Origin of the sequence: Pseudomonas sp. SJZ074, from assembly GCF_007828215.1 — a bacterium.
In the GTDB taxonomy this organism is placed as follows: Bacteria; Pseudomonadota; Gammaproteobacteria; order Pseudomonadales; family Pseudomonadaceae; genus Aquipseudomonas.
In genome coordinates this window covers 23,587-47,950 of record NZ_VIUE01000038.1, presented here as the reverse complement: position 1 = coordinate 47,950, position 24,364 = coordinate 23,587, and the positions used below count along the sequence as shown (strand labels likewise).

The following is a 24,364-nucleotide window of genomic DNA, read 5'->3' as shown; positions in this document are numbered from 1 at the left end:
CGAGGACAGTGAAGATTTCCAAAACTCGGTATCCGGTAGATCGTAAGGCCGCTCCGCTTAAGTGAACAGCATTACGCCGTCGTCGCGGGCTTTTTCATGGGCGCTGTTTGGCTTTCAGGCTATGCACAGTCTTGTGGGAGCGGGCTTGCTCGCGAACGCGGTGGATCAGTAAAAGTAGGTGTCGACTGATATACCGCATTCGCGAGCAAGCCCGCTCCCACAGGGGACTGTGGCGCTTGCAGGCTCAGGGCTGGCTGTGCCACCCCGCCAACAACTCCGGCAATTCGGTCAGGCTGCGAATCTCCGCATCGGGTACATGGTTGGCATCCCAGGCCTTGCCTGCCGGGTTGAACCACACCGCCCGCAGGCCGGCCTGTTGGGCGCCGGCGATATCGTCGCCGGGATGATCGCCAACGTGTACCGCGGTTTGCGCCGTGGCACCGCCGCGTTTCAAGGCTTCGTGGAACAGTCGCGCATCAGGTTTGGCGATGCCGATGTCCTCGGCGCACAGCGCGAACTTGAAGTAGTCCGCCAGCCCCAGGCGACGCACATCGGCGTTGCCATTGGTGACCACGCCGAGGGCGAACTGGTTGGCGAGGATTTCCAGGGTGGGCTGTACCTCGGGGAAAACCTCCAGTTGATGGCGGGCATGCAGGAACGTCTCGAAGCCCTGGTCCGCCAGCTCGGACGCTTGCCACTGGTCATAACCGGCTTCCTGTAGCGCACGGAACAGCACCCGCCGCCGCAACGCGCTGATGCGATGCTTCAGATCGGGTTCCTCGCGCAACACCTGCTCGCGAATCGAAAAAAGATGCTCGACCGGCAAGCCGCCCAGGTTCGGTGCGTTGTCGGTCAGCCATTGGCGTAGAACGGCTTCGGCCGTGGCGATCACCGGGGCGGTATCCCATAAGGTGTCGTCGAGGTCGAAGGTGATGAGCTCGATGGTCATGATTCGTCGCCCTTGATGCGTTTGGCCCTGGGATGGGCACTGTCATAGACCGTCGCCAGGTGCTGGAAGTCCAGGTGGGTATAGATCTGAGTGGTCTTGATGTCCGAGTGGCCCAGCAACTCTTGCACGGCGCGCAAGTCCTGGGAGGATTCCAGCACGTGGCTGGCGAAGGAGTGCCTGAGCATGTGCGGGTGCAGATTCTGCCCCAGCTCGCGTTCGCCGGCGGCCTTGACACGTACCTGGATCGCCCGCGGACCGAGGCGCCGCCCCTGTTGGCTGACGAACACCGCGTCATCGGCCGGATTGCTCAGGGCTCGCAACGGCAGCCACAGTTCCAGGGCTTCCCGGGCCTTGCGGCCAATGGGCAGCAGGCGGGTCTTGCTGCCCTTGCCAAGTACCTGGACCATGCCGTCGGCCAGGTCCAGTTGATCCAGGTTCAACCCTGTCAGTTCGGAAAGCCGTAGGCCGGAGGAATAGAACAGTTCGAGAATCGCCTGGTCTCGTCGCGCCAGGAAATCATCTTCGACCGCGCCTTCAAGTAATTGCAGGGCGCGGTCGGTGTCGAGGGTTTTCGGCAGGCGGCGTTCGCCCTTGGGCGGTGCCAGGCCGGTGGCCGGATCGTGATCGCACAGGCCTTCGCGGTTGAGGTAGTGATACAACCCACGTACCGCAGAGAGCAGGCGTGCCAGGCTGCGGGAAGACTGTCCCTGCTGATGCAGGCGCGCCACCAGGCTGCGCAGACGCTGGATGTCCAGCGCCTGCCAACTGCCGACGTTCTGCTTCTGGCACCAGCCCAGCACTTTTTCCAGGTCGCGGCGATAGGCCGCCAGCGTGTGGGGGGACACCTGGCGCTCACTGCGCAGGTGTTCGCAGTAGGCGTCCAGCTGTCGTTCCATCATTAGCGTACCGAGCGCAGCGAACCGGCAACCCGTGGCAGTACCCGGCCGGTGACTTCGGCGATGTAACTCAAAAACAGCGTGCCCACCGAGCTCTTGTAGTGCTGCGGGTCACGGCTGGCGATGGCCAGCACGCCATGGACGCCTTGGTGGGCGATGGCGACGACGGCGGTGGAGCCGATCTGCTTGCGCTGTTCTTCACCGAACAGAAAGTCCAGCTCATGTTCGCGCAGGCTGCCGCTGACGCTTTTGTTTTCCGTGAGCAGGCCGCCAATGGCGGTCTGTGCCTCGGCGTGAGTCACCCAGCGACCCACCGGCATGGCGTTGTCGCCGAACAGGATCAGGCTGACAAAGGGCACCTGGAAATCCTGGCGCAGGCTGTCTTCGACGCTCATGACCAGATCTTCGAGGGTGCTGGCGTCCATCAGGGCGAGGATCAGGCGCCGGGTCTTGTCGAAGAGCCGGTCGTTGTCCCGGGCGACGTCCATCAGGTGCGAAAGGCGATGGCGCATCTCGATGTTGCGCTCACGCAGGATTTTCATCTGGTGCTCCACCAGCGACACGGTGTCGCCGCGCCGGTGGGGAATGCGCATCACTGCAAGCAAGTCTTCACGTTCGACGAAGAAATCCGGATGAGCCTCCAGGTAAGCGGCCACCGCCGCGGCCTCCGGAAGCGGGCTCGAGGATTCATCGGGCTGTGGCGCTGGAACCTGTGGCGTGTCGGTCATGGGTTTGGCTCATTCAAAGACGGACTTGTCCTTCGTATACGCGCACTGCCGGGCCGGTCATCATCACCGGTTGGCCGGGGCCTGCCCATTCGATGGACAGGCGTCCGCCGGGCAGGTCGATCAGCAGGGGCGAATCCATCCACCCCTGGCTGATCGCAGCGACTGCGGCGGCGCAGGCGCCGGTGCCGCAGGCCTGGGTTTCCCCGGCACCGCGCTCCCAGACCCGCAATTGCGCGCGGTGACGGTCGATGACCTGCAGGAACCCCACGTTCACACGTGCCGGAAAGCGTGCGTGGTTCTCGATCTTCGGCCCCAGTTCATGCACTGGCGCGCCATTGATGTCGCTGACCCGCAGCACGGCATGGGGATTACCCATGGACACCGCCGCCAGTTCCACCGTGGTGCCGTCGACGTCCAGCTGGTAGCTCAGGGCCTGGGCCGCTGCTTCGAACGGAATATCCGCCGGCATCAGGCGCGGGGCGCCCATATTGACGCCGATCTGACCGTCGTTGCGCACGTCCAGCTCGATGATGCCGCTTTTGGTCTCGACGCGAATCCTGCGCTTGGCCGTCAGGCGCTTGTCCAGTACGAAGCGGGCGAAGCAGCGGGCACCGTTGCCGCATTGTTCCACTTCCGAACCGTCGGCGTTGAAGATCCGATAGCGAAAGTCCACGTCCGGGTTATTGGGCGCCTCGACGATCAGCAACTGGTCGAAACCGATGCCGGTGTGCCGGTCGCCCCATTGCTTGGCATGCTTGGGCAGGATGTGCGCGTGCTGGCTGACCAGGTCGAGAACCATGAAGTCATTGCCCAGGCCGTGCATCTTGGTAAAACGCAGCAGCATGGTTTTACTCCGGCAGCAGGCTTTCGCCGGCAAACAACTCGGCTACCGTCTCGCGGCGACGCACTTCGAACGCTTGATCACCGTCCACCAGCACCTCGGCGCAGCGGCCGCGGGTGTTGTAGTTGGAACTCATGACAAACCCATAGGCACCGGCCGAATGCACCGCCAGCAGGTCGCCTTCTTCCAGCGCCAGCTCCCGGCCCTTGGCCAGGAAGTCACCGGTTTCGCAGATCGGGCCGACGATGTCGTAGCTGCGGGCGGCGCTATCGCGGGGGCGCACGGCAGTCACATCCATCCAGGCCTGGTACAGCGCCGGGCGGATCAGGTCGTTCATGGCCGCGTCGACGATGGCGAAGTCCTTGTGCTCGGTGTGCTTGAGGTATTCGACCTGGGTCAGCAGCACGCCGGCATTGGCCACGATGTAGCGGCCCGGCTCGAACATCAGCGCCAGGTCGCGGCCTTCGAGACGCTCGCGAACGGCCTTGATGTAATCGGCCACCAGGGGCGGCTCTTCATCACGGTAACGCACGCCGACACCACCACCCAGGTCGATATGACGCAGGTAGATGCCGCAATCGCCGAGACGGTCGACCAGCGCCAGCAGGCGATCGAGGGCATCGAGGAAAGGTTCCAGGGTAGTCAGTTGCGAGCCGATGTGGCAATCGACGCCCAATACTTCCAGGTTCGGCAGTTGCGCGGCGCGCACATAGACGTCTTCGGCGTCGGCGATGGCGATGCCGAATTTGTTTTCCTTCAGGCCGGTGGAAATGTACGGGTGGGTGCCTGCATCGACGTCCGGGTTCACGCGCAGGGAAACCGGCGCGCGCACGCCCAGCTCGGCGGCGACGACCTGCAGGCGCTCCAGTTCGTCAGTGGATTCGATGTTGAAGCAATGCACGCCGACCTCCAGGGCACGGCGCATGTCTTCGCGGGTCTTGCCGACGCCGGAGAAGACGATCTTGTCCGGGCTGCCGCCAGCCGCCAGTACACGTTCAAGCTCTCCGCCGGAGACGATGTCGAAGCCGGCCCCCAGGCGCGCCAGGATATTGAGCACACCCAGGTTGGAGTTGGCCTTCACGGCGAAGCACACCAGGTGTGGCATGCCGGTGAGGGCGTCGGCGAAGGTCCGGTATTGGGCTTCGATGTGGGCGCGGGAGTAGACGTAGGTCGGCGTGCCGAAACGTTCGGCAATGGCGGACAAGGCAACCCCTTCCGCGAACAGCTCCCCGCCACGGTAGTTAAAAGCGTCCATGGCGTTCCCTTAGTAGGTGGTGTGAGTGTCGTGCGTGTGGGCTTTGGATTGCGACGACTTGGCCTGCTCTTCAGGGGACTTGCTGTCGTCAGGCAGGTACAGCGGACCTTTTTGACCACAGGCTGTCACAAGGCAGGCAACCGCGACGAGCGCAGCAAGGGAAGAGATCAGGCGCTTCATGGCGAAATCCTTGAAAATGCATTAATTGCGCCGGAGTATACCGGCCACCCGGCGGCTTGCCTATGCAACGGGGCTCCCGTCCGGCGGGGCTGGTGGTCGCTGATGGGTTATTCTTTGCAATCATCTGGCCGCACCCGTATCTTGCGGCGCTTGAGCATGAGCAGACATTTTGAGGTTGTCGCAATGAAAGAAGCCCGTTTCCACGATCTGGTCGATACCACCCAGCAAATACTGGAGGATATCTTCGATGAGAGCGAACTGGACATCGATCTGGAAAGCTCTGCGGGTGTGCTCACCGTCAAGTTCGAAAATGGCAGCCAGTTGATCTTCAGTCGCCAGGAGCCACTGCGGCAGTTGTGGCTGGCGGCGGTGTCCGGTGGTTTCCACTTCGACTACGACGAGGAAAGCGAACGCTGGGTATGCGACAAGCACGCAGAGCAGTTGGGCGAGATGCTCGAGCGTATCGTCAAGCAGCAGGCCGGTGTCGAACTTGAGTTCGAAGGCCTGTGACAACGTGAGCCAGACCGTCCCGGGCCGGCCACCCAAGCCGCTCTACAGCAACGTCAGCCCTGCCGTGCCGTCGCCGTGTACCCGTGTATGCAAGCTGGATGAGCAGAAGGTCTGCATCGGCTGTTTCCGCCATGTGGAGGATATCCGTGAATGGCGCTCGGCCGATGACGAGCGGCGGCGGGAGATCCGTGCCGAGGCGGCGCGACGCAAAGCCTTGGTGTGATCAATGTGGCGAGGGGATTTATCCCCGCCGGGCCGCGAAGCGGCCCTAAAACCTGACACTTCGATTTGTCAGATTGACTGCTTTGGGGCTGCTTTACAGCCCAGCGGGGATAAATCCCCGCGCCACAGTTCTACATCTCATGCAGTGAGTGCGACTACCTGTGGGTTGTATATTTTTTGAGCTGTGATAGTGTCCGGCTACGCCTCAACTTGCCGAGGCCTGTGAAAAACCCCGTCTTTTTGTGGCGGGGTTTTGCTTTTTTCGTGCAGAAGAAAGGAGTCTGCCTGGATCATGACCGCACCTTCCATCACTCTTACCCGCCTGGACGTACAGCGTCTGGAGCGCCTGATCGACAGTCTCGACGAAACACTGCCGGGCGTGATTGCGTTGCAAACCGAACTGGACCGCGCCGAGACCCTGGTGAGCCATGAAGAAGTGCCCGCCGATGTCGTGACCATGAACGCGCGCGTACATTGCCGCGAGGAGGGCAGCGGCAAGGATTACCATCTGACCCTGGTTTATCCACAGGACGCGAATGCCGACGAAGGCAAGGTCTCGATCCTTGCGCCGGTGGGCAGCGCCTTGCTCGGGCTGAAGGTCGGCCAGCACATTGATTGGCCGGCACCGGGTGGCAAGACGTTGAAGTTGACGCTGCTGGCGGTGGAATACCAGCCCGAAGCGGGTGGCGACTTCCACCTCTGAGGGCTTCAGACCAGGGCCAGCGCTTCGTTCAGGGCGCGTTCCAGATCGGCCTTGTAGCGCAGGTACAGATTACTTGAGCAAGCGCTATCACCCACCAGGCCCGAGAGGTCCAGGTCGGTGATGTAGCAGCGATAGCGTTCGGCCTCGCGGCGCTGCTCGACGATCTCACTGGCGACCACACGGAACAGTTGGTCGCCATGTTCCAGTTCCGAAAACTCCTGTTGATTGCAATACAGGGTGACGTGGACCTGGCCATGGGTCGCTTTGCCGATGATGGCCTGCACGTCGTAGAACGGCTTGTTCTCGGGTGTCTGCGGCGCCGGGCGCATTTCGACCCGGCGTGCGCGTCCGTTACCTGAGGGCAGGAGCTGGTAGTACAGGGTATCCAGGTTCAACGGCTGGTCGGTGTCCATCGACAGCAAGGCGTCCCGACGGTACAGCACTGACTGCAGGAAGCGCTGCAGCGGTACCAGCAGGCTCTGTTCGTCGTGATAAGGCAGGCGCTGTTGCCACAGGGCATTGAGCTCATCGAGCACGTACAGATCGGCGTCGTCCTCATTGACCCGGTAGAACACCTGGATGCATTCCGGCTGGCCCATCGGCAGGATCAGCGCCAGGTCGTGGTCTTCCAGCGCCATCGGGTCCAGATGCAGCGGGCTGTAGGCATCCAGTTCTTCGCCCAGGTAATCCAGCAGCGCCGACAGGCTGCCCAGCGCCACGTGCTTGACCTGGCCCGGGACCAGTTCCAACACGTGATAATACTGCTGCACCTGCAGCAGGTAGCGATGGTTGAGCCTGCTCAACAACAGGGTCTGGGCCGTTTCGATGACCTCTTCGACCCGTCGCGCAATGAACTGCGCCCGGTTGTGGCAGAAACAGCGCACCTGCAAGCGCGGTTGGCGCGCAGCGGCGGGCAGGTCGTTGAGGTAGTCGCGCAGGCAGTCGAGCAGTGCGTGTTCGCCATCGAATCGGTTGACCAGTACTTCATTCCAGCTGTTGAGCGTGACCTGGTCGAGGGTCAACACGAGGTTTTCCCGGACCCCGGCATAGCTCAGGGAGTCGGTGCGCTCGGTGGTCATCAGGATGTTCAGGTCGCGGTGATGCTTGAGCGGGTCGACGCCGACGTTCACCAGGATCAGCACTTCACTGGGGACGCTGGCGTGCAGCAGCTGTTCTTCGTCGACCATGGCCAGGGGCAGGGCGATGGCCTGTTGCAGGCTACCCAGCAGGTTGAACAGTTCGAACTCGCTCAGGTCGCTGTCGCCTGGGTGCAGCGCCAGGCGTGTGCTGCTGTCGATCACGCCGTTGCGATGGCACCAGGTCAGCAGTTCCAGCAATTCGCGGCTGCGCTTGATCGGCGCGAAGTTCTCCCATTCCAGAGCATTGAGGCTGCCGTTGTAGAGGCCCCACTGGTTCTGCCCGGGTTCTTTCTTGTTGGGCGACTGGACCAGCGTCAGGGTATCCTCGGCCAGGTCCGGGGCGATGCCGGGGTTGATGAACTCGACCTTGTCAGCCTTGCGTTCGAAAGCTGCATACAGCCGGCGGCCAAGGACGTTGAGGTCGCGCTTGTTGAGCAGGCTGACGGTTTTTTCGGTGCGGGCGAACTGGGTCAGGAAGCGGTAGCTATAGGTCAGTTCGTTGACCAGCGCGCGCCGCTCGTTGCTGACCTGGCGCACCTTCCACTGGCTGCGGCTGTCCAGGAGCGCGAGCTGGCGCGGGTCCCAGCCCCATTCTCCGGCCAGGCGTTCGAGCAGCGTCCGCTGCCAACTGCTGCTGCGCCCTTGACCGGTGAGCTTGCGGTTGACCTTCAGGTACAGCGCGCGTCGGATCAACTCCAGGCGCTCGGGTTCGCCGCGAGCGTTGAGGTATTCCTCGATACGGCGGTACACCAGCATGTAAGGGTCCAGCTCCTCCAGGTCCAGGCGGTTGGCGAATACGGCTTGCTTGAAGCGCAGGCTCAGGCAGCGGACATCGGGGTGTTCGCTGGCGTAGACCTCGGTCAGCAACAGTTTGAGCACGGATTTGTAGGGTGACTCGATGCCCTTGAACAACTGCCAGAGCCCGGCGCCAATGAACTCGCCCGGTGGAATATAGGCCAGGTGCCCGAGGTCGAGGGTTTCATCGGCGCGGATGAAGCGTTTGGAAAGCAACGTATGGGTGTATTGCTCATAGTTGTCTTCCTCGTACACCGGCACCAGCCACCAGATCGGTGTGCGCCCGGCCAGCCAGATCGCGGTGCGGTAGAACTCGTCCAGCAGCAGGTAGTGCTGAGTCGTGCCGCAATCGTCGGAACTGAGCTGATTGTCCCGTTCACCCCGCACGAACCGGGCCGGGTCGATCAGGAAGAAATGGGCTTCGGCGCCCTGGGTCGCGGCCCAGGCTTCGAGCAACTGGCATTTTTTGCGCAGCTCGGCCAGTTCGTCGTCGCTCAGGTCCGGCCCATGGCAGACCCAGACATCCATGTCGCTCTGATCCGCCTGGGCGAGCGTGCCCAGGCTACCCATCAGGTACAAGCCCAGGATCGGTCGCGGCGGATTGCTGCCATGGCGTGGCTTGTAGGAAAACGAACGGGTCAGTCGCTGGGCTTCGGCAAGAACATCGGCATCAGGCTCGTAGTTCGACAGCCCGGCGGGCGTGCTGCCGGAGACGTAGCCGGGCAGCAGCGGATGGTTGACGTGGAAAAACAGCGGCAACAACGTCAGTACGCCTTGCTGGCGGGGTGACAGGCCTTCGAGGGCGCGCTCCAGCCGCACGGTATTGAGCTTGAGAAAACGGGCGCGCAACTGGCTCAGCACCTTGCGGTCGATTCCCTCGTCCAGATCGGGGCGTATTTCGTGATTGCGGGTCATGTCGGCTCAAACCGGCTTTCGGCGTCGAACGTGGGGTGATGGCAGGTTAGCGCCCGGTCTTGGGAATACTTAAGCTGAAAACAGGTTTTTGATGCCGGTTTTTTACGTTGTGCGTCAGTGCGCCTGCGGAAATCCCATAGAGGAGATTTCCGTGGGCGGTAGGGGGATCAGGCGGCTTCTTGTTGAACGCTGAGTATCGTCAGGACGGTTTGGACATTTTGGGCGGCATCCCGTCCCAGGCTGGTCAGGTAGCCGCCGTCGGGCTGGCTGATCAGGTCTTTCTCGTATAGACGTCGGGCAGCGGCAATGGCTGCAGGGGCAGCGGTCTGATGGATTTTCAGGCCTTCCTGGGAACTGTCCAGGTTGAAGAGTGCAAGGATTTCCAGTTCGGCAACCAGCTCAGGGGTAAGCGACATAAGGACTCCAGACTTTCTAGGAATATGGTCGATAGCGTTACTAAGGTGAGCGCACTCAGCCGAGCTGTCCAGTGCCGGAGGCCGGCTTTTTTTGTTTTGGGTGGTAGAGCCAAGGTCTTCTGCGATACCGAGACCACGCAAGTCCCTTGTGGCGAGGGGATTTATCCCCGTTGGGTCGCGAAGCGACCCTTGAAATTAATCGTCGCCCGATTCTCTAGGCCTGCTGCGCAGTCCAACGGGGATAAATCCCCTCGCCACAGAGCAGTCGTGTACCGTAAGTTCAGCTCTTTTCCGGTGGCAGTTCGGGCAGTTTGCGCAACGCCTCTTCATACCACTGGGTATCGAACGGGCGGTCTTCCTCGAGCATGGCGTCGATTTCGAAGGCCAGCACATGGGCCATGAGGTTCAGAATTTCTTCGCGCTCGTAATTGACCAGGGTCAGTTTGTTGAAGGTGGCCTTGGCTGCTGGCGGGTTGCCGCTTTCGATCTGGTTTTCTATGGCTTCGATCAGGGTCGACTCGACGAATTCTTCTTCGTCGTTGTCGATGTCGGTTGGCTCGCTCATGGCAGGCTCCTGTGGGAAAGGCACCAGTTTACCTGCATCCAGCTGCGTGATGCGCCTGGCGTGAAACCTCCTGACAGTCTATAACGCAAGGCTGCCCACCCCACACGGACCGGAGGTATTTGCAATGTTCAAGCTTTATGGTTTCTGCGCCAGCAATTATTACAACATGGTCAAGCTGGCGTTGCTGGAGAAGGGCGTGCCCTTCGAAGAAGTACCCTTCTATGGCAGCCAGACTCCGGAAATACTCGCCATCAGCCCACGGGGCAAAGTGCCGGTGCTGAAAACCGACCAGGGCTTCATCAGCGAAACCAGCGTCATCCTCGAATACATTGAGCAAACCCAGCCGGGCAAGGCCCTGCTGCCCGCCGACCCGTACGAACGAGCCCAGGCCCTGGCCCTGTGCCGGGAAATCGAGTTGTACATCGAACTGCCGGGGCGTGCCTGCTACGCCGAGGCATTTTTCGGTATGACGGTACCGGATGCCATCAAGGAAAAGAGCAAGGCTGAACTGTTGCTGGGGTTCGCCTCGCTGGGCAGGCACGGCAAGTTCTCACCCTATGTGGCAGGCGATAGCCTGAGCATTGCCGATTTGTACTTTCTCTACGGTGTTTCGCCAGCCTTACAGGTAGGCAAGAAGTTGTTCGATATCGACTTCTTCGCAGACATGCCGGCGGCCAAGGCGCTGATGGAGCGGTTGGGGGCGAATCCGAACGTGCAGCGGATCGCGGCGGACAGGGAAGCGGGGATGCCAGAGTTTTTGGCGATGATCGCCGCCAAAAAGTGAGATTTGTGCTGTTCTGAAGCATGCTTTCGCGAGCAGGCTCGCTCCCGAGGATCTGTGAACACAGAGATCCCCTGTGGGAGCGAGCCTGCTCGCGATGCTTTTGGGTCTTAGCGACTGGCCAGCAGCGCCTGGCCACGTACCACGGCAGCCTTCACCTGCGCCGGCGCCGTACCGCCGATATGGTCACGGGCGTTGACCGAACCCTCCAGAGTCAGGACAGCAAACACGTCCTGCTCGATCTGGTCGCTGAACTGACGCAGTTCGTCCAGGCTCATCTCCGCAAGATCCTTGCCGTTGTCCACACCGTATTTCACGGCATGCCCAACGATTTCATGGCAATCGCGGAATGGCAGGCCACGGCGCACCAGGTAATCGGCCAGGTCTGTCGCGGTGGAGAAACCGCGCAGGGCCGCTTCGCGCATCACCGCATGCTTGGGCTTGATGGCCGGGATCATGTCGGCGAAGGCGCGCAGTGAGTCGCGCAGGGTGTCGGCGGCGTCGAACAGCGGCTCCTTGTCTTCCTGATTGTCCTTGTTGTAGGCCAGCGGTTGGCCTTTCATCAGGGTCAGCAGGCCCATCAGCGCGCCGAATACCCGGCCGCTCTTGCCCCGTACCAGCTCCGGCACATCAGGGTTTTTCTTTTGCGGCATGATCGAGCTGCCGGTGCAGAAACGATCTGGCAGGTCGATGAACTGGAACTGCGCGCTGGTCCACAGCACCAGCTCTTCGGAGAAGCGCGACAGGTGCATCATCGCGATGCTTGCGGCGGCGCAGAATTCGATGGCGAAATCGCGGTCCGAGACGTTATCCAGCGAGTTGCCGCCCACGGCGTCGAAGCCCAGCAGTTGGGCGGTATATTCGCGATCGATCGGGTAGGTGGTGCCGGCCAGCGCGGCGCTGCCCAGGGGCATACGGTTGGTGCGCTTGCGGCAATCGACCAGGCGCTCATAGTCGCGGCTGAGCATTTCGAACCAGGCCAGCATGTGATGCCCAAACGTTACAGGTTGGGCGGTCTGCAAGTGCGTGAAGCCGGGCATGATGCTTTCGGCCTCACGCTCGGCCTGTTCCAACAGGCCTTTCTGCAGGCGGGTGATCTCGGCCAGGATCAGGTCGATTTCATCACGCAGCCACAGGCGGATGTCGGTGGCGACCTGGTCGTTGCGACTGCGGCCGGTGTGCAGCTTCTTGCCGGTCACGCCGATGCGGTCGGTCAGGCGCGCTTCGATGTTCATGTGCACGTCTTCGAGGTCGACACGCCAGTCGAATTGGCCGGCCTCGATTTCACCCTGGATGGTCTTCAGGCCATCGATGATGCTGTCGCGCTCGGCATCGGTCAGCACGCCGACCTTGGCCAGCATGGTGGCGTGGGCGATCGAACCCATGATGTCGTGGCGATACAGGCGCTGGTCAAAATTGACGGAGGCGGTGAAGCGGGCGACGAAGGCGTCGACGGGTTCACTGAAGCGGCCGCCCCAGGACTGATTGGTCTTGTCAGTGCTCATGAATTCGCTCGTGATCGGCTGTGGAAAAAGTAGCGGTTAAAAGGCTGCGGCGGATGATAGCAGGGTTGCCGGGGCTGGCGCTGGCACTGGTCGGCTGGTTTTTTGCGCATGAGCCGGGCGTGCAAGCAGGTTTTCTGCACAACGATATTTTCCGATTGAGCAATATCGTCGTGGCAACCGTCTACAGTGGACGATAGGAGTTTTGCTTTTTCCATCATGGCGCATGGGGCGAACCAACCAGGGGGGCTCAATATTGATCAGATCGAAAATGAACAATCCCCACGGCGACGCCGTGCGACAACGGGCCTCGAGCATCGGTCGGCAAGCGCTGGTAAAGATAGGCAACCGCCTCGCGGCACTTTTTGGCCCTCGGGCGAGTCTTAGCGTGGATCGCGGTGACGGATGTCACTTCCCCTGTCTACGCTATCCTTGTGCGAGACTCACGCAGGAATCCAGCGCAATATGAATGTCCTGATCGTTGATGACGAACCACTGGCCCGCGAGCGCCTGAGCCGAATGGTTGGCGAGCTCGAGGGTTACAGTGTCCTGGAGCCGAGCGCCACCAATGGCGACGAGGCGTTGGCCCTTATCGACAGCCACAAGCCGGATATCGTGCTGCTCGACATTCGCATGCCTGGCCTGGATGGTCTGCAGGTGGCGGCGAAGCTGTGCGAACGGGAATCGCCTCCCGCCGTGGTGTTTTGCACCACCCGGGATGACTTCCCGCCCGAGATATTGCAGGCCGGCGCCGTGGGCTATCTGGTCAAGCCGGTGGCATCCGAGGCGTTGCTCGACGCCTTGCGCAAGGCCGAGCGACCCAACCGCGTGCAACTGGCGGCGCTGACCCGTCCGGCAGCGGAAAGTGGCAGCGGCCCGCGCAGCCACATCAGTGCGCGAACCCGCAAGGGCATCGAATTGATCCCGTTGAATCAGGTGGTCTACTTCATCGCCGACCACAAATACGTGACCTTGCGCCATGAGAGTGGCGAGGTGCTGCTGGACGAGCCCCTCAAGGCTCTCGAAGACGAGTTCGGTGAGCGATTCGTGCGTATCCACCGCAATGCCCTGGTGGCCCGCGAGCGCATCGAACGTCTGCAACGTACGCCCCTTGGGCATTTCCAGCTGTTTCTCAAAGGCCTCAATGGCGACGCGTTGATCGTCAGTCGGCGACATGTGGCGGGCGTGCGCAAGATGATGCAGCAGCTCTAGTGGCCTGTACGGTTAACTTGAGTACAGGCCACTAGCGCAACGCCTCGCCGGCATTGCACGTTTCATTTCCAGGACATTGACGGCCAGGGAGGCCTTGGGGTCGTGATTCAAGTCAAAGCGGATTTGGCTGAGCTGTTATTATCCGCCGTATCTTTTAAGTACGGATTGATCCATGTCCCCTCGCGAGATCCGCATCGCCACTCGTAAAAGTGCCCTGGCCCTGTGGCAGGCCGAATACGTCAAAGCCCGTCTGGAAGCCGCCCATCCCGGCCTGATCGTGACGCTGGTGCCCATGGTCAGTCGTGGTGACAAGCTGCTGGACTCGCCGTTGTCGAAAATCGGCGGCAAGGGTTTGTTCGTCAAGGAGCTGGAAACCGCGCTGCTGGACAACGAAGCCGACATCGCGGTGCATTCGATGAAAGACGTGCCCATGGACTTCCCCGAAGGCCTGGGTCTGTTCTGCATCTGCGAGCGGGAAGATCCGCGCGATGCGTTCGTCTCCAACACCTTTGCCAGCCTTGAAGCGCTGCCTGCCGGGAGCGTGGTTGGCACGTCCAGCCTGCGTCGCCAGGCACAACTGCTGACCCGCCGTCCCGACCTGCAAATCCGCTTTCTGCGTGGCAACGTCAACACTCGCCTGGCCAAGCTCGACGCTGGCGAGTACGACGCCATCATCCTGGCCGCCGCCGGCCTGATCCGCCTGGGCTTCGAGGACCGCATCACTTCGGCTATCAGCGTCGACGACAGCCTGCCAGCCGGTGGGCAAGGCGCCGTTGGCATCGAATGCCGCAGCGCCGACAGCGAGATCCACGCGTTGCTGGCCCCCCTGCATCATGAAGACACCGCGACCCGGGTCTTCGCCGAGCGTGCCCTCAACAAGCACCTCAACGGCGGCTGCCAGGTGCCGATTGCCTGCTATGCCGTACTGGAAGGCGAGCAGGTCTGGTTGCGTGGCCTGGTGGGTGATCCGAACGGCGGCAGACTGCTCAGTTCCGAAGCCCGGGCGCCCCGGGGCGATGCTGAAGCGCTGGGAGTGCGAGTCGCCGAAGATCTGCTGAGCCAGGGGGCTGACGAGATTCTCAAGAAGGTCTACGGCGAGGCTGGCCACGCGTGATGGGCTGGCGGTTGCTGCTGACCCGGCCAGAGGACGAGTCGTCAGCCCTGGCGACTGTCCTGGCCGAGGCTGGCGTATTCAGCAGCAGCCTGCCGTTGCTGGCTATCGAACCGATTCCCTTGTCCGATTCCGGCCGGGCGCTGCTGCAGCGGCTCGACCGGTACTGCGCCGTGATCGTCGTCAGCAAACCCGCTGCCCGGTTGTGCCTGGAACATCTGCGCGAGTATTGGCCCGAGCCGCCGGAACAACCCTGGTTCAGCGTGGGGGCGGCCACCGGGCAGATCCTGACCGATGCGGGCCTTTCGGTGTTTTATCCGGCCGAGGGCGACGACAGCGAAGCCTTGCTGCAACTCCCGGCGTTGCGCCAGGCGTTGACCCGGCCCGATCCCCAGGTTCTGATCGTGCGTGGCGAGGGTGGCCGAGGCTTGCTGGCGGAGCGCTTGCGCGAGCAAGGTGCTAGTGTCGATTATCTGGAGTTGTACCAGCGTGGCCTGCCCGAGTATCGCGAAGGCGAACTGCTGGCGAAGGTCGAAGCGGAACGCTTGAACGCACTGATGGTCAGCAGTGGGCAGAGCTTCGAGCATCTGCACCGCCTGGCGGGTGCCGCGTGGCCCGATCTGGCGCGGTTGCCGTTGTTTGTTCCAAGCCCCAGGGTGGCCGGGATGGCGCGGGCCGCCGGGGTCCGATCAGTTATAGATTGTCGTGGCGCCAGTGCCGCGGCTTTGCTGGCGGCGTTACGGGGACAATCCGTGCCGTTTTCTAATGCAAAGGATGGATACGTGAGCGAAACAGCCTTGCCAAAAGATCAAGACCGGCCCGTGATCGATACGCCGGTGGAAACCCCGGTACCGGTGGCGCCGCGTCGCGGTAACGGGTTGGCCATTGTTGCATTGTTGCTGGGGGTCGCTGGCGTGGCCGTTGGCGGCTGGGGTGTCTGGCAGGTGCGTCACCTGCAGGCCAACAACCAGCAACAATCCGCCCAGGTCCAGGCACTGAATGATCAGGCCCAGAATCTCAAGCTCAATGAGCAACGCCTCAGCGAGCGCCTCGCACAGATGCCGGCGGCCGAAGAGCTGGAGGAGCGACGGCGTCAGGTCGCGCAGTTGCAAGGCGACCAGCAGCACCTGAGCCAGCGTCTGGAAACCGTGCTCGGTGCCAGCCGCAAGGACTGGCGGTTGGCCGAGGCCGAGCATCTGTTGCGCCTTGCCAGCCTGCGCCTGTCCGCCCTGCAAGACATCAGCAGTGCCCAGGCCCTGGTCCAGGGTGCCGACGAAATCCTGCGGGAGCAGAATGACCCGGGGTCGTTCGCTGCCCGCGAGCAGCTGGCCAAGACGCTCGCGGCGCTGCGCAGTACCGAGCAGCCGGATCGCACTGGGCTGTTCCTGCAGTTGGGAGCCCTGCGTGAGCAAGTGCTGCAACTCACGGAGCTGGCGCCGGAGTACAAGGATCGCGGCGAATCCCTGCTGGGCCTGACGGCCGATGGCGATGGAGCCAGCCGCTGGGCGCAGTGGTGGGATCAGATCTCGCGCTATATCCGCATCGACTTCAATGCCGACGAGAATGTCCGCCCGCTGCTGGCCGGGCAGAGCCTGATGCAGGTGCGCCTGGCCTTGAGCCTGGCGCTGGAGCAGGCGCAATGGGCGGCTCTCAACGGGCAGGCGCCGGTGTATACCCAGGCGTTGGACGAGGCCCGTGATGTACTGAAGAACAACTTCAACCAGGACAACCCGCAGAGCAAAGTCATGCTCGAGCGAGTGGCCGAACTGGCCAAACAGCCGGTGACGGTGGTTACACCGGACCTGACCGCGACCCTGAGCAGCGTCCAGGCCTATCTGGAGCGCCGTAACCTGAATGCCGAGGAGTCGGTCAAGCCGCTGGCCAAGCCTGCTGAGCAGGGGGCCACGCCATGAAGCGTCTCTACGTGATTCTATTTGTGGTCATCGCTGCCGCCGCCCTGTTGGGCGTGGCGATTTCCGAGCATTCGGGTTACGTGCTGGTAGCGTACAAGAACTTCCGCTACGAAGCGGGCCTTTGGGTCACCCTGGCGTTGGTGGCGGTGCTCTGGCTCTTGTGGCGGGCAGTGCGCGCCTTGATCGGCCTGGTGACCACTTCCGGCGGCGTGGTCAACCCGTGGTCGCGGCGCAATCGTAGTCGACGCGTGCAAGTGGCGATCGAACACGGGCAACTGGACCTTGCCGAAGGTCGCTGGGCCAGTGCCCAACGGCATTTGCATCGTGCCGCGGAAGCCGAGCGCCAGCCATTGCTGTATTACCTCGGCGCGGCCCGCGCGGCCAACGAACAAGGTCTTTACGAACAGAGCGACAACCTCCTGGAGCGCGCCCTGGAGCGCCAGCCCCAGGCGGAGCTGGCCATTGCACTGAGCCACGCGCAGTTGCAGATGGACCGGGGCGACACCGACGGCGCCTTGGTCACGCTGCAAGCCATGCATGATCGTCATCCTCATAACGTACAGGTCCTGCGCCAGTTGCAACGGCTGCATCAGCAGCGCGGCGATTGGTCGGCGGTGATTCGCCTGTTGCCGGAACTGCGCAAGGACAAGGTACTGCCGGCGGCCGAACTGGCTGAGCTGGAACGCCGGGCCTGGGGTGAAAACCTCTCCCTGGCGGCCCATCGTGAAGAGGACGGCAGCGTCGGCTTGCAGTCGCTCAACCGCGCCTGGCAACAACTGACGTCCGCGCAGCGCCAGGAGCCGGCGCTGGTGCTGGCTTATGCCGAACAGCTGCGACAGCTGGGCGCGCAGGGCGAGGCCGAGGAAGTATTGCGCGCCGCGCTCAAGCGTCACTACGACAGCCACTTGGCGCGCCTGTACGGGCTGGTCCGCGGCAATGATCCGGCTCGACAACTGCAAGCGGCCGAGGACTGGCTCAAGGATCATCCGGCCGATTCCAGCCTGCTGTTGACGTTGGGCCGCTTGTGTTTGCAAAACAGCCTCTGGGGCAAGGCACGGGATTATCTGGAAGGTAGCTTGCGGATCCAGCGCAATCCCGAAGCCTGTGCCGAACTGGCGAGACTCCTGGCACAACTGGGCGATGCCGAGCGCAGCAACCAGTTGTTCCAGGAGGGCTTGGGACTGCTGGATGAGCGCTTGCTCGCTGCACCGTTGCCGGTTCCAGCCCAGGTATTATCCAGTTAAGGAGTACTGACAAAGCTCTGCGGTTCGCGGTGGTCTTGCCAAGAGGACAGTCGCTGATCGCCGTCCGGTTCAAGGCCCAAATGATGTATTCGGGAAAGTCCTACAGGGGGTTGCGCGAAATCCCCTCGTCTCTGTCGGGAATTCCCTACACCCTTGGTGAAGTGTCTGCGCGGGCCTGCCTTGAAAGGCCGGAGGGCTTTCCTCTACCGTAACTGCTTGTCTCTTCTGTTACGGAACCGCCATGTCTTTGGCTTGCTCTCGCTTCTTGTTTTTCATGGCTTCCGCCGCCGCGGCCCTGGCTTTGGGCATCGCCAGCTATCTGGAGTACGCGGTCGGACTGACGCCTTGCAGCCTGTGTGTCCTGCAGCGTTTGTGCCTGGTGCTGTTCCTGGTGAATGGTCTCGCAGCCTGCGTGCATGGCCCGGGTCGAAAGGGCAGCATTCTCTACGGTGTGACGGGACTGGTTTCCGTGTCCGGAGGAATGGCCCTGGCCTGGCGTCAGGTTCTGTTGCAAAGCCATTCGCCCGATTGCCTGACCCAAGTGAAGGGCGCGGGTTCATGGTGGAGTGCCATGCGACAGGTTCTCGATGGCGCGGTCGATTGTGCGGGTGTCACCTGGACATTGTTCGACCTGAGCATCCCCGAATGGAGCCTGCTGTTTTTTCTCGCCATATCCATTGCAATGACCTACTTGCTGCTTCGCCTTGTCTGGACCGCTCTGATTCGACCGCTGGGCGACAAGACGTCGCAATTCGTCCGGGTAACGGATTAAACACTTGTATGAACTTTGTCGCCTGCGTACCTTGAAGCGGCTGTCGTGCGAGCATAATCTGGCCCGCACGTATCATTGGAATTATGCCGCTCGATCATGTTGTGTCCGGCTTGCCATGAATCATCAAGGTGTATGCAGGCTGCGAGGGGCATGACTCACAAGGGAAGAAATCGCCATGCTCGAAAGTTGTCAGAATGCTCAGGAACGATGGGGTGGGGTGCATCTGCTGATCGACCGCTGGTTGCAGGAGCGTCACGAACTGGTTCGGGCCTATGATGCTCTCGGTGACAAACCTGAAGCGTTGGGTGAAAGCCGTAAGCCGTTGCAGGAATTCTGCGGTGTGCTGGTGGACTATGTCTCTGCCGGGCATTTCGAGATCTACGAGCAACTTACCGGCGAGGCCAAGGCCTTCAACGACAAGCGTGGCCTGGAGCTCGCCGAACAGATCTACCCGCGCATCGACGTTATTACCGAAAAGCTGTTGGCATTCAACGACCTTTGCGATGAAGGCAAATGCGTAGCGGAAAAATTCAAGGAGCTGGGTGGACTTCTGCACGAGCGGTTCGAGCTGGAGGACTGCCTGATCGAAGTGTTGCACAACGCCCATAAGGAAGAGGCGGCCGTTCAGGCTTGATGGTTTCTCTGGAAAAAAAACGGTGCGCATTGCGCACCGTTTTTCGTTCGGGCGATGTCAGCTCGTCACACCCAGCAGCTCGATCTCGAACACCAGTGGCGTGAACGGGGGAATCACATCCCCGGCACCTTCGGCACCATAGGCCTGGGTCGAAGGAATCACCAATCGCCATTTCGCGCCTACGGGCATTTGCGGTAACGCGCTGCGCCAACCATCGATCACGCTGTCGAGATTGAACCACTGCGCCTGGCGGTTGGCGTCGAACACGCTGCCGTCGGGCAGTCGACCGGTATACAGCACCTGGACCTTGCCGTGGGGACCGGCTTTCGCGCCATGGCCTGGCTTGAGTTCAGTCAGCAGGATGCCGTCTTCCAACTGTTTCACACCTGGCCGGTTTCTTTCCTCGTTGAGAAATTTTTGCTCCGTCTTCAGCGCCACTTCAATCTGTGGTGTCGTCGATTGCGCAGTGAGCTGTGCCTGATGCTTGGCCAGGATCTGTTCGATGCGTTCATCCTTGAGCGCCAGCGGCTTGCCCAGGTAGGCCTGTTGCAGGCCTTCGACCAATGCCTGGATCTGCAGGTCGGGCACGTCCTGGCGCAGGCGTTCACCCAGGCTCGCGCCCAGGCTGTAGGCCAGGTCGTGGGCATCGCTTGCGCTGGTTTTTTCAACGGCCTGGACCGTTGAGCAAACCATGCACAGGAGGAAAAACAGGTGACGCGACATGTGTGCTCTCCGGGCTCGAATGGAGGAATTATGCCTGCGACGATTGCCGCGAAGTGAGATTGCTCCGGCAATGGCGCAGAAGATTTTTTGTGTCTTGCAACGCAACGTCTTGTGTACTGTCAACATGCCCTAGCGGCGGTTGCAGCAGAGGTCTAGTATGAGCCGCACTCACGTCAGTCAGGAGGTAAACCATGTCGGCCCCCAAGAAGCCTGTAAACACTCCGTTGCACTTGCTCCAACAACTCTCGGGCGCCTTGCTCGAACATTTGGAAAGCGCCTGCTCCCAAGCCCTGGCTGATGCTGAAAAACTGCTCGCCAAACTGGAAAAACAACGCGGCAAGGCGCAGGAAAAACTGCACAAGTCGCGTACCAAACTGCAAGACGCAGCTACCGCCGGCAAGGCCAAGGCACAAGCCAAGGCCAAGGACGTCGTGAAAGAACTCGAAGACCTGCTCGATGCCTTGAAGGATCGTCAATCCGAAACCCGCGCCTACATCCTGCAACTCAAGCGTGATGCCCAGGAAAGCCTGAAGCTGGCCCAGGGTGTGGGTCGTGTGCAGGAGGCTGCCGGCAAGGCGCTGACGCTTCGTGCTGCCAAGCCTGTCGCTGTATCGGCCAAGAAACCGGTAGCTAAACCCGTTGTGGCAAAAGCACCGGCCAAGGCAACTGCCAAGCCTGCCGCGAAAGCACCGGCCAAAGCAGCGAGTAAGCCTGCGGCTAAACCGGTCGCTGCCAGCGCTGCTAAACCAGCGGCTAAAAAACCGGTTGTCAAAGCTGCCGCCAAGCCCGTTGCAAAAACAGCGGCCGCCAAACCTGCTGCGAAAGCTGTTGTGAAACCGGTCGCTAAAAAAGCAGTCGCCGCCAAACCCGCCGCGTCGAAAACTGCGGCTGCCAAGCCTGCCGCCAAAGCGCCTGCAAAAGCTGTCGCAGCGAAGCCAGTTGCCAAACCAGCGGCGACGAAAACCGCTGCCGCCAAACCTGCTGTAGCTGCCAAGCCAGCCGCTGCCAAAGCGCCCGCCAAGACTGCGACTAAACCCGCTGCGGCCAAATCCGCCGCCAAGCCAGCCGCTGCAAAACCCGCTGCTGCAAAACCGGCAGCGAAGCCTGCTGCTGCCAAGCCAGCAGCCAAACCCGCTGTGAAAAAGCCAGCCGCTGCCAAACCCGCGACTGCGCCAGCCGCCAAGCCTGCATCGTCGGCCCCGACAGCGACCCCGGCTCCAGCCGCCAGTACCCCGGCTTCGACGGTCAGCCCAGCCGCCGTTACGCCGAGCGCCAGCACCCCAACCAGCGCTTCCTAAGTGCTGGAGACCGCGACGCGCAACTGATGCAGCGCGTCGTGGTCCGCAGGTTCGGTACTCGCCGCCAGCTCTTGCAGCCATCGCGCTGAAGCGTTCTGTTGGCCCCCAGGCCAATTTGCAGCCATGACTTCCAGTCGCTCCAACAAACACCGTTCGGCTTCCAGCTCCAGTTTCTTGACCTGCTCGCGCAAGTGCATAAGGTCCGGGTCTTGAACGGCATCCGCTTTCCATTGGCTGCGAAGCGTCCGTAGCGGCTGGACCACTTCTTTATCCCAAGGCTCCGCCAACTGCCGAAGCTGTTGCAGTCTTTGTTGATCGCAAGCCACGCCGCGCTGTTCCAGCCACAGGCCGCAAAGCAGGAGGCAGACGCTCGCGCCGGCCTCCTGCAATGCCAGGCAGGTCTGCTCTACGCCGGGCCGGGCATAGAGGTCGAGGGAGAAATTCCACAGGTCAGAGGACATCGTGCTACTCGCGCCAGTTGCGAGCGAAGCTGGTAGACTCCGCCGCCATTATGATCCGACTTCAGAACCTGACTTTACAGCGTGGCCCGCAACGTCTGCTAGAAGACGCCGAGCTGACCCTGCACGCCGGCCACAAAGCCGGCCTCATCGGTGCCAACGGCGCCGGCAAATCGAGCCTGTTCGCCTTGTTGCGGGGTGAGCTTCACCCGGACTCCGGTGATTGCTCGCTGCCCGCCGACTGGCGTATTGCCCATATGCGCCAGGAGGTCGATACCCTCGAACGCCTGGCGGTGGACTACGTGCTCGACGGCGATATACGCCTGCGTCAGGTTCAACGCGACCTGGCTGTCGCCGAAGCGGCCCACGACGGCGGCGCCCTGGCCCGGTTGCATTCGGAGCTCGACAGCGCCGACGGTTATACCGCCGATGCCCGCGCCCGCAAATTGCTCGCTGGCCTGGGGTTTACCAACGAACAGATGGACCGTCAGGTCGGGGATTTCTCCGGTGGCTGGCGGATGCGCCTGAATCTGGCCCAGGCCTTGATGTGCCCCTCGGATCTGCTGCTGCTCGACGAGCCGACCAACCACTTGGACCTCGACGCCATCATCTGGCTCGAGGACTGGCTCAAGAGCTACCCGGGTACTCTGCTGCTGATTTCCCACGACCGTGATTTTCTCGACGCGGTGGTGGACCACGTGGCCCACGTCGATCAGCGCAAGCTCGTCCTGTATCGCGGCGGCTATACGGCTTTCGAGCGCGCCCGTGCCGAGCGCCTGGCCCAGCAACAGCAGGCCTATGAGAAGCAGCAGGCGCAGCGTGCGCACATGGAAAGCTACATCGCCCGCTTCAAGGCCCAGGCCACCAAGGCCCGTCAGGCCCAGAGCCGAATCAAGGCGCTGGAACGGATGGAGGAGCTGTCCGCGGCCCACGTCGATTCGCCATTCGATTTCGTCTTCCGCGAGTCCACCAAGATCTCCAGCCCGCTGATCGACCTGTCCGATGCGCGACTGGGTTATGGCGACAAGACCGTGCTGGAGAAGGTCAAGCTGCAGCTGACACCCGGTGCGCGGATCGGTTTGCTGGGCCCCAACGGGGCCGGTAAATCAACCCTGATCAAGAATCTCTCCGGTGAACTCCAGCCCTTGGCCGGACGCCTGACCCGCGGCGAGAACACCGTGGTCGGCTACTTCGCCCAGCACCAGCTGGATTCCCTCGATGCCAAGGCCAGCCCGTTGCTGCACTTGCAGCGCCTGGCGCCGACCGAACGCGAGCAGACCTTGCGTGACTTCCTCGGCGGTTTTGACTTCCGTGGCGCGCGCATCGACGAGCCGGTGCTGAATTTCTCCGGTGGCGAGAAGGCGCGCCTGGCGCTGGCCTTGATCGCCTGGGAGAAGCCCAACCTGCTCTTGCTCGACGAACCGACCAACCACTTGGACCTGGAAATGCGCCTGGCCCTCACCATGGCCTTGCAGGAGTTCAGTGGAGCGGTACTGGTGGTGTCTCACGATCGACATCTGCTCAAGAGCACCACGGACAATTTCTTTCTGGTGGCCGACGGCAAGGTCGAAGAGTTCGACGGCGATCTCGAAGACTACGCACGCTGGCTGGTGGACTACCGTCAGCGCAATGCGCCGGTCAGCAGTACGCCGGTGAACCCGGACAAGACCGACAAGAAAGCTCAGCGCCAGGCCGCCGCCGCCCTGCGACAGCAGCTGGCGCCGCACAAGCGCGAGGCCGACAGGCTCGAGTCCGAGCTGGGCAAGCTGCATGAAAAACTGCATCAAATCGAAACCCGCCTCGGCGACAGTGGTCTCTACGAGGCAGCGCGCAAGGATGAACTGCGCGACCTGTTGGCCGAACAGGCCCGGTTGAAAGTTCGGGAGGCGGAGCTTGAGGAGGCGTGGATGCAAGCCCTGGAGTTGTTGGAAACCCTGCAAGCGGAGCTGGAGGCGCTGTCCTGATGGAAGCGTTGACCTTGCCCATCCCGGTCATGTGGATCGAGCCGCTCTGGCTCGGTGTGCAAGTCCTGCTGATCCTGCTGGCCGGTTATGTGATGCAGCGTATCGTGGCGCGTGGGCTCACGAGACTCGGTGAGCGCTACCCGTTTCCGCCTCACCTGTTAATCGTTCTGCGCGGCGTGCTGCGCTGGCTGATCATGGGCAGCGCGGTGCTGGTGGTGCTCGAACGCCTGGGGGTGTCGGCCACGGTATTGTGGACCGCGATTTCCGGCTTCGTCGCGGTGGCGGCCGTGGCGTTTTTCGCCATCTGGAGCGTATTGTCGAACCTGCTGTGCGCCGTCCTGATCTACACCGTCGGGCCATTTCGCCTGGGCGACGTGGTCGAGCTGGTAGAGGCGACCGACAAGCCCGGCATCAAAGGACGGGTGGTCGCGATCAACCTGCTTTACACCACCTTGATCGAGCCTGAGGAACTCGGCACCGGCAGCTCCATGGTGCAAGTGCCCAACAGCCTGTTCTTCCAGCGATCGGTCCGGCGGTGGCGTGGCAGTGAGGCTTTTCCGGTGGGTGGGTTCGTCGAGTAGACTGCCTCGATACCGCTACCCTCTTTTGTCAGTGTTTGAAACAAACTTTCAAGCTGA

At 61.9% G+C, this 24,364-nt stretch carries 26 protein-coding genes and 2 pseudogenes; 16 read left to right on the top strand and 12 right to left on the bottom strand.

The genetic code is table 11. The annotated features are described in order from the left end of the window. Positions 1 to 244: 244 nt before the first annotated feature. The 6 genes from FBX99_RS26330 to FBX99_RS26305 are packed head-to-tail and all read right to left on the bottom strand — an operon-like array spanning position 245 to position 4,849. On the bottom strand, positions 245 to 949 hold the full coding sequence (locus FBX99_RS26330; protein WP_144926827.1) for an HAD family hydrolase: 705 nt from the start codon (positions 947 to 949) through the stop codon (positions 245 to 247). After that, a complete protein-coding gene (gene xerC, locus FBX99_RS26325) occupies positions 946 to 1,845 on the bottom strand; it encodes a tyrosine recombinase XerC (RefSeq protein WP_055127496.1) in 900 nt (299 codons plus the stop codon). The genes FBX99_RS26330 and xerC overlap by 4 nt, the downstream gene beginning before the upstream one ends. A gap of 2 nt (positions 1,846 to 1,847) precedes the next feature. Further along, on the bottom strand, positions 1,848 to 2,573 hold the full coding sequence (locus FBX99_RS26320; protein ID WP_047702558.1) for a DUF484 family protein: 726 nt from the start codon (positions 2,571 to 2,573) through the stop codon (positions 1,848 to 1,850). Positions 2,574 to 2,586: 13 nt separating this feature from the next. Continuing rightward, positions 2,587 to 3,417 carry a diaminopimelate epimerase gene (dapF, locus tag FBX99_RS26315; RefSeq protein ID WP_145133378.1) on the bottom strand — a complete coding sequence of 277 codons (831 nt, stop codon included), beginning with the start codon at positions 3,415 to 3,417 and terminating at the stop codon, positions 2,587 to 2,589. A 4-nt stretch (positions 3,418 to 3,421) separates the two neighbouring features. Next, complete coding sequence (gene lysA, locus FBX99_RS26310) at positions 3,422 to 4,669, bottom strand: diaminopimelate decarboxylase (protein WP_047702556.1); 1,248 nt, start codon at positions 4,667 to 4,669, stop codon at positions 3,422 to 3,424. Between the two features lie 9 nt (positions 4,670 to 4,678). Then, positions 4,679 to 4,849 (bottom strand): lipoprotein, encoded by a 171-nt coding sequence (locus tag FBX99_RS26305; protein WP_144926822.1) that lies wholly within the window; start codon positions 4,847 to 4,849, stop codon positions 4,679 to 4,681. 156 nt (positions 4,850 to 5,005) lie between these two features. Between FBX99_RS26305 and cyaY the strand changes: the two genes are divergently transcribed. From cyaY to rnk, 3 genes are all read left to right on the top strand, one after another. Beyond that, positions 5,006 to 5,359 carry an iron donor protein CyaY gene (gene cyaY / locus FBX99_RS26300; protein ID WP_144926819.1) on the top strand — a complete coding sequence of 118 codons (354 nt, stop codon included), beginning with the start codon at positions 5,006 to 5,008 and terminating at the stop codon, positions 5,357 to 5,359. Between the two features lie 4 nt (positions 5,360 to 5,363). Beyond that, a complete protein-coding gene (locus tag FBX99_RS26295; RefSeq protein ID WP_144926816.1) occupies positions 5,364 to 5,582 on the top strand; it encodes a DUF1289 domain-containing protein in 219 nt (72 codons plus the stop codon). A gap of 291 nt (positions 5,583 to 5,873) precedes the next feature. Then, positions 5,874 to 6,284 carry a nucleoside diphosphate kinase regulator gene (gene rnk / locus FBX99_RS26290; protein WP_144926813.1) on the top strand — a complete coding sequence of 137 codons (411 nt, stop codon included), beginning with the start codon at positions 5,874 to 5,876 and terminating at the stop codon, positions 6,282 to 6,284. Positions 6,285 to 6,289: 5 nt separating this feature from the next. On the opposite strand, the gene FBX99_RS26285 is transcribed toward rnk, so the two are convergent. The 3 genes from FBX99_RS26285 to FBX99_RS26275 form a co-directional block, all read right to left on the bottom strand. Then, the gene (locus FBX99_RS26285) at positions 6,290 to 9,133 is read right to left on the bottom strand and encodes a class I adenylate cyclase (protein ID WP_144926810.1); all 2,844 of its coding nucleotides are present in this window, start codon (positions 9,131 to 9,133) and stop codon (positions 6,290 to 6,292) included. A 167-nt stretch (positions 9,134 to 9,300) separates the two neighbouring features. Beyond that, positions 9,301 to 9,549, bottom strand: coding sequence for a TIGR02647 family protein (locus tag FBX99_RS26280; protein WP_144926807.1), 249 nt, complete (start codon positions 9,547 to 9,549; stop codon positions 9,301 to 9,303). Positions 9,550 to 9,829: 280 nt separating this feature from the next. Beyond that, the gene (locus FBX99_RS26275; protein WP_144926804.1) at positions 9,830 to 10,114 is read right to left on the bottom strand and encodes a hypothetical protein; all 285 of its coding nucleotides are present in this window, start codon (positions 10,112 to 10,114) and stop codon (positions 9,830 to 9,832) included. A gap of 124 nt (positions 10,115 to 10,238) precedes the next feature. Here FBX99_RS26275 and FBX99_RS26270 point away from each other — a divergent pair, with 124 nt between their 5' ends. Next, complete coding sequence (locus FBX99_RS26270; RefSeq protein ID WP_144926801.1) at positions 10,239 to 10,898, top strand: glutathione S-transferase family protein; 660 nt, start codon at positions 10,239 to 10,241, stop codon at positions 10,896 to 10,898. Positions 10,899 to 11,005: 107 nt separating this feature from the next. On the opposite strand, the gene argH is transcribed toward FBX99_RS26270, so the two are convergent. Beyond that, positions 11,006 to 12,400 (bottom strand): argininosuccinate lyase, encoded by a 1,395-nt coding sequence (argH, locus tag FBX99_RS26265; RefSeq protein WP_041022648.1) that lies wholly within the window; start codon positions 12,398 to 12,400, stop codon positions 11,006 to 11,008. A 20-nt stretch (positions 12,401 to 12,420) separates the two neighbouring features. On the opposite strand from argH, the gene FBX99_RS28980 reads away from it, so the two are divergent. The 9 genes and pseudogenes from FBX99_RS28980 to FBX99_RS26235 all read left to right on the top strand — a co-directional run bounded on the left by FBX99_RS28980 (position 12,421) and on the right by FBX99_RS26235 (position 19,283). Beyond that, positions 12,421 to 12,597 (top strand): hypothetical protein, encoded by a 177-nt coding sequence (locus FBX99_RS28980; RefSeq protein WP_178112083.1) that lies wholly within the window; start codon positions 12,421 to 12,423, stop codon positions 12,595 to 12,597. Positions 12,598 to 12,716: 119 nt separating this feature from the next. After that, positions 12,717 to 12,866 (top strand): annotated as a pseudogene (locus tag FBX99_RS29705) (sensor histidine kinase); the annotation flags it as partial. Next, a complete protein-coding gene (locus FBX99_RS26260) occupies positions 12,863 to 13,609 on the top strand; it encodes a LytTR family DNA-binding domain-containing protein (protein WP_139641084.1) in 747 nt (248 codons plus the stop codon). The pseudogene FBX99_RS29705 and the gene FBX99_RS26260, both read left to right, overlap by 4 nt. A gap of 172 nt (positions 13,610 to 13,781) precedes the next feature. Continuing rightward, positions 13,782 to 14,723 carry a hydroxymethylbilane synthase gene (hemC, locus tag FBX99_RS26255; protein WP_144926798.1) on the top strand — a complete coding sequence of 314 codons (942 nt, stop codon included), beginning with the start codon at positions 13,782 to 13,784 and terminating at the stop codon, positions 14,721 to 14,723. After that, a pseudogene (locus tag FBX99_RS29330) lies at positions 14,723 to 15,466 on the top strand (uroporphyrinogen-III synthase); the annotation flags it as partial. The gene hemC and the pseudogene FBX99_RS29330, both read left to right, overlap by 1 nt. A gap of 36 nt (positions 15,467 to 15,502) precedes the next feature. After that, the gene (locus tag FBX99_RS29325) at positions 15,503 to 16,633 is read left to right on the top strand and encodes a uroporphyrinogen-III C-methyltransferase (protein ID WP_256662511.1); all 1,131 of its coding nucleotides are present in this window, start codon (positions 15,503 to 15,505) and stop codon (positions 16,631 to 16,633) included. After that, positions 16,630 to 17,877: a heme biosynthesis protein HemY gene (locus FBX99_RS26245; RefSeq protein WP_144926793.1), complete on the top strand. Its 1,248-nt coding sequence runs from the start codon at positions 16,630 to 16,632 to the stop codon at positions 17,875 to 17,877. The genes FBX99_RS29325 and FBX99_RS26245 overlap by 4 nt, the downstream gene beginning before the upstream one ends. Before the next feature lie 241 nt (positions 17,878 to 18,118). Then, the gene (locus FBX99_RS26240; RefSeq protein WP_144926790.1) at positions 18,119 to 18,649 is read left to right on the top strand and encodes a disulfide bond formation protein B; all 531 of its coding nucleotides are present in this window, start codon (positions 18,119 to 18,121) and stop codon (positions 18,647 to 18,649) included. A 175-nt stretch (positions 18,650 to 18,824) separates the two neighbouring features. Continuing rightward, complete coding sequence (locus FBX99_RS26235) at positions 18,825 to 19,283, top strand: Rsd/AlgQ family anti-sigma factor (protein WP_041022643.1); 459 nt, start codon at positions 18,825 to 18,827, stop codon at positions 19,281 to 19,283. 57 nt (positions 19,284 to 19,340) lie between these two features. On the opposite strand, the gene FBX99_RS26230 is transcribed toward FBX99_RS26235, so the two are convergent. After that, positions 19,341 to 20,006, bottom strand: a complete 666-nt coding sequence (locus FBX99_RS26230) for an FKBP-type peptidyl-prolyl cis-trans isomerase (RefSeq protein WP_144926787.1) — start codon at positions 20,004 to 20,006, stop codon at positions 19,341 to 19,343. Positions 20,007 to 20,197: 191 nt separating this feature from the next. Here FBX99_RS26230 and FBX99_RS26225 point away from each other — a divergent pair, with 191 nt between their 5' ends. Further along, positions 20,198 to 21,304: an AlgP family protein gene (locus FBX99_RS26225; protein WP_145133376.1), complete on the top strand. Its 1,107-nt coding sequence runs from the start codon at positions 20,198 to 20,200 to the stop codon at positions 21,302 to 21,304. Here the strand turns inward: FBX99_RS26225 and FBX99_RS26220 are convergent. Next, positions 21,301 to 21,765 carry a TIGR02444 family protein gene (locus tag FBX99_RS26220; RefSeq protein ID WP_144926782.1) on the bottom strand — a complete coding sequence of 155 codons (465 nt, stop codon included), beginning with the start codon at positions 21,763 to 21,765 and terminating at the stop codon, positions 21,301 to 21,303. The genes FBX99_RS26225 and FBX99_RS26220 overlap by 4 nt on opposite strands. Before the next feature lie 50 nt (positions 21,766 to 21,815). On the opposite strand from FBX99_RS26220, the gene abc-f reads away from it, so the two are divergent. Together abc-f and FBX99_RS26210 are read left to right on the top strand one after the other, a co-directional pair. Beyond that, the gene (abc-f, locus tag FBX99_RS26215) at positions 21,816 to 23,726 is read left to right on the top strand and encodes a ribosomal protection-like ABC-F family protein (RefSeq protein WP_144926779.1); all 1,911 of its coding nucleotides are present in this window, start codon (positions 21,816 to 21,818) and stop codon (positions 23,724 to 23,726) included. Continuing rightward, positions 23,726 to 24,307: a mechanosensitive ion channel family protein gene (locus tag FBX99_RS26210; RefSeq protein ID WP_144926776.1), complete on the top strand. Its 582-nt coding sequence runs from the start codon at positions 23,726 to 23,728 to the stop codon at positions 24,305 to 24,307. The genes abc-f and FBX99_RS26210 overlap by 1 nt, the downstream gene beginning before the upstream one ends. The last annotated feature ends 57 nt before the right edge of the window (positions 24,308 to 24,364 follow it).

What these genes read in the sequence shown, in the direction of transcription:
- FBX99_RS26235 (WP_041022643.1), top strand. Translation starts at nt 18,825, where the DNA reads ATGCTCGAAAGTTGTCAGAATGCTCAGGAACGATGGGGTGGGGTGCAT.
- dapF (WP_145133378.1), bottom strand. Translation starts at nt 3,417, where the DNA reads ATGCTGCTGCGTTTTACCAAGATGCACGGCCTGGGCAATGACTTCATG.
- FBX99_RS26245 (WP_144926793.1), top strand. Translation starts at nt 16,630, where the DNA reads ATGAAGCGTCTCTACGTGATTCTATTTGTGGTCATCGCTGCCGCCGCC.
- FBX99_RS26320 (WP_047702558.1), bottom strand. Translation starts at nt 2,573, where the DNA reads ATGACCGACACGCCACAGGTTCCAGCGCCACAGCCCGATGAATCCTCG.
- FBX99_RS26275 (WP_144926804.1), bottom strand. Translation starts at nt 10,114, where the DNA reads ATGAGCGAGCCAACCGACATCGACAACGACGAAGAAGAATTCGTCGAG.
- cyaY (WP_144926819.1), top strand. Translation starts at nt 5,006, where the DNA reads ATGAGCAGACATTTTGAGGTTGTCGCAATGAAAGAAGCCCGTTTCCAC.
- xerC (WP_055127496.1), bottom strand. Translation starts at nt 1,845, where the DNA reads ATGGAACGACAGCTGGACGCCTACTGCGAACACCTGCGCAGTGAGCGC.
- FBX99_RS26240 (WP_144926790.1), top strand. Translation starts at nt 18,119, where the DNA reads ATGTCTTTGGCTTGCTCTCGCTTCTTGTTTTTCATGGCTTCCGCCGCC.
- FBX99_RS26210 (WP_144926776.1), top strand. Translation starts at nt 23,726, where the DNA reads ATGGAAGCGTTGACCTTGCCCATCCCGGTCATGTGGATCGAGCCGCTC.
- rnk (WP_144926813.1), top strand. Translation starts at nt 5,874, where the DNA reads ATGACCGCACCTTCCATCACTCTTACCCGCCTGGACGTACAGCGTCTG.
- FBX99_RS26330 (WP_144926827.1), bottom strand. Translation starts at nt 949, where the DNA reads ATGACCATCGAGCTCATCACCTTCGACCTCGACGACACCTTATGGGAT.
- FBX99_RS26305 (WP_144926822.1), bottom strand. Translation starts at nt 4,849, where the DNA reads ATGAAGCGCCTGATCTCTTCCCTTGCTGCGCTCGTCGCGGTTGCCTGC.
- FBX99_RS26220 (WP_144926782.1), bottom strand. Translation starts at nt 21,765, where the DNA reads ATGTCCTCTGACCTGTGGAATTTCTCCCTCGACCTCTATGCCCGGCCC.
- FBX99_RS26285 (WP_144926810.1), bottom strand. Translation starts at nt 9,133, where the DNA reads ATGACCCGCAATCACGAAATACGCCCCGATCTGGACGAGGGAATCGAC.
- FBX99_RS26225 (WP_145133376.1), top strand. Translation starts at nt 20,198, where the DNA reads ATGTCGGCCCCCAAGAAGCCTGTAAACACTCCGTTGCACTTGCTCCAA.
- argH (WP_041022648.1), bottom strand. Translation starts at nt 12,400, where the DNA reads ATGAGCACTGACAAGACCAATCAGTCCTGGGGCGGCCGCTTCAGTGAA.
- FBX99_RS26260 (WP_139641084.1), top strand. Translation starts at nt 12,863, where the DNA reads ATGAATGTCCTGATCGTTGATGACGAACCACTGGCCCGCGAGCGCCTG.
- FBX99_RS26230 (WP_144926787.1), bottom strand. Translation starts at nt 20,006, where the DNA reads ATGTCGCGTCACCTGTTTTTCCTCCTGTGCATGGTTTGCTCAACGGTC.
- hemC (WP_144926798.1), top strand. Translation starts at nt 13,782, where the DNA reads ATGTCCCCTCGCGAGATCCGCATCGCCACTCGTAAAAGTGCCCTGGCC.
- FBX99_RS26270 (WP_144926801.1), top strand. Translation starts at nt 10,239, where the DNA reads ATGTTCAAGCTTTATGGTTTCTGCGCCAGCAATTATTACAACATGGTC.
- abc-f (WP_144926779.1), top strand. Translation starts at nt 21,816, where the DNA reads ATGATCCGACTTCAGAACCTGACTTTACAGCGTGGCCCGCAACGTCTG.
- FBX99_RS26280 (WP_144926807.1), bottom strand. Translation starts at nt 9,549, where the DNA reads ATGTCGCTTACCCCTGAGCTGGTTGCCGAACTGGAAATCCTTGCACTC.
- lysA (WP_047702556.1), bottom strand. Translation starts at nt 4,669, where the DNA reads ATGGACGCTTTTAACTACCGTGGCGGGGAGCTGTTCGCGGAAGGGGTT.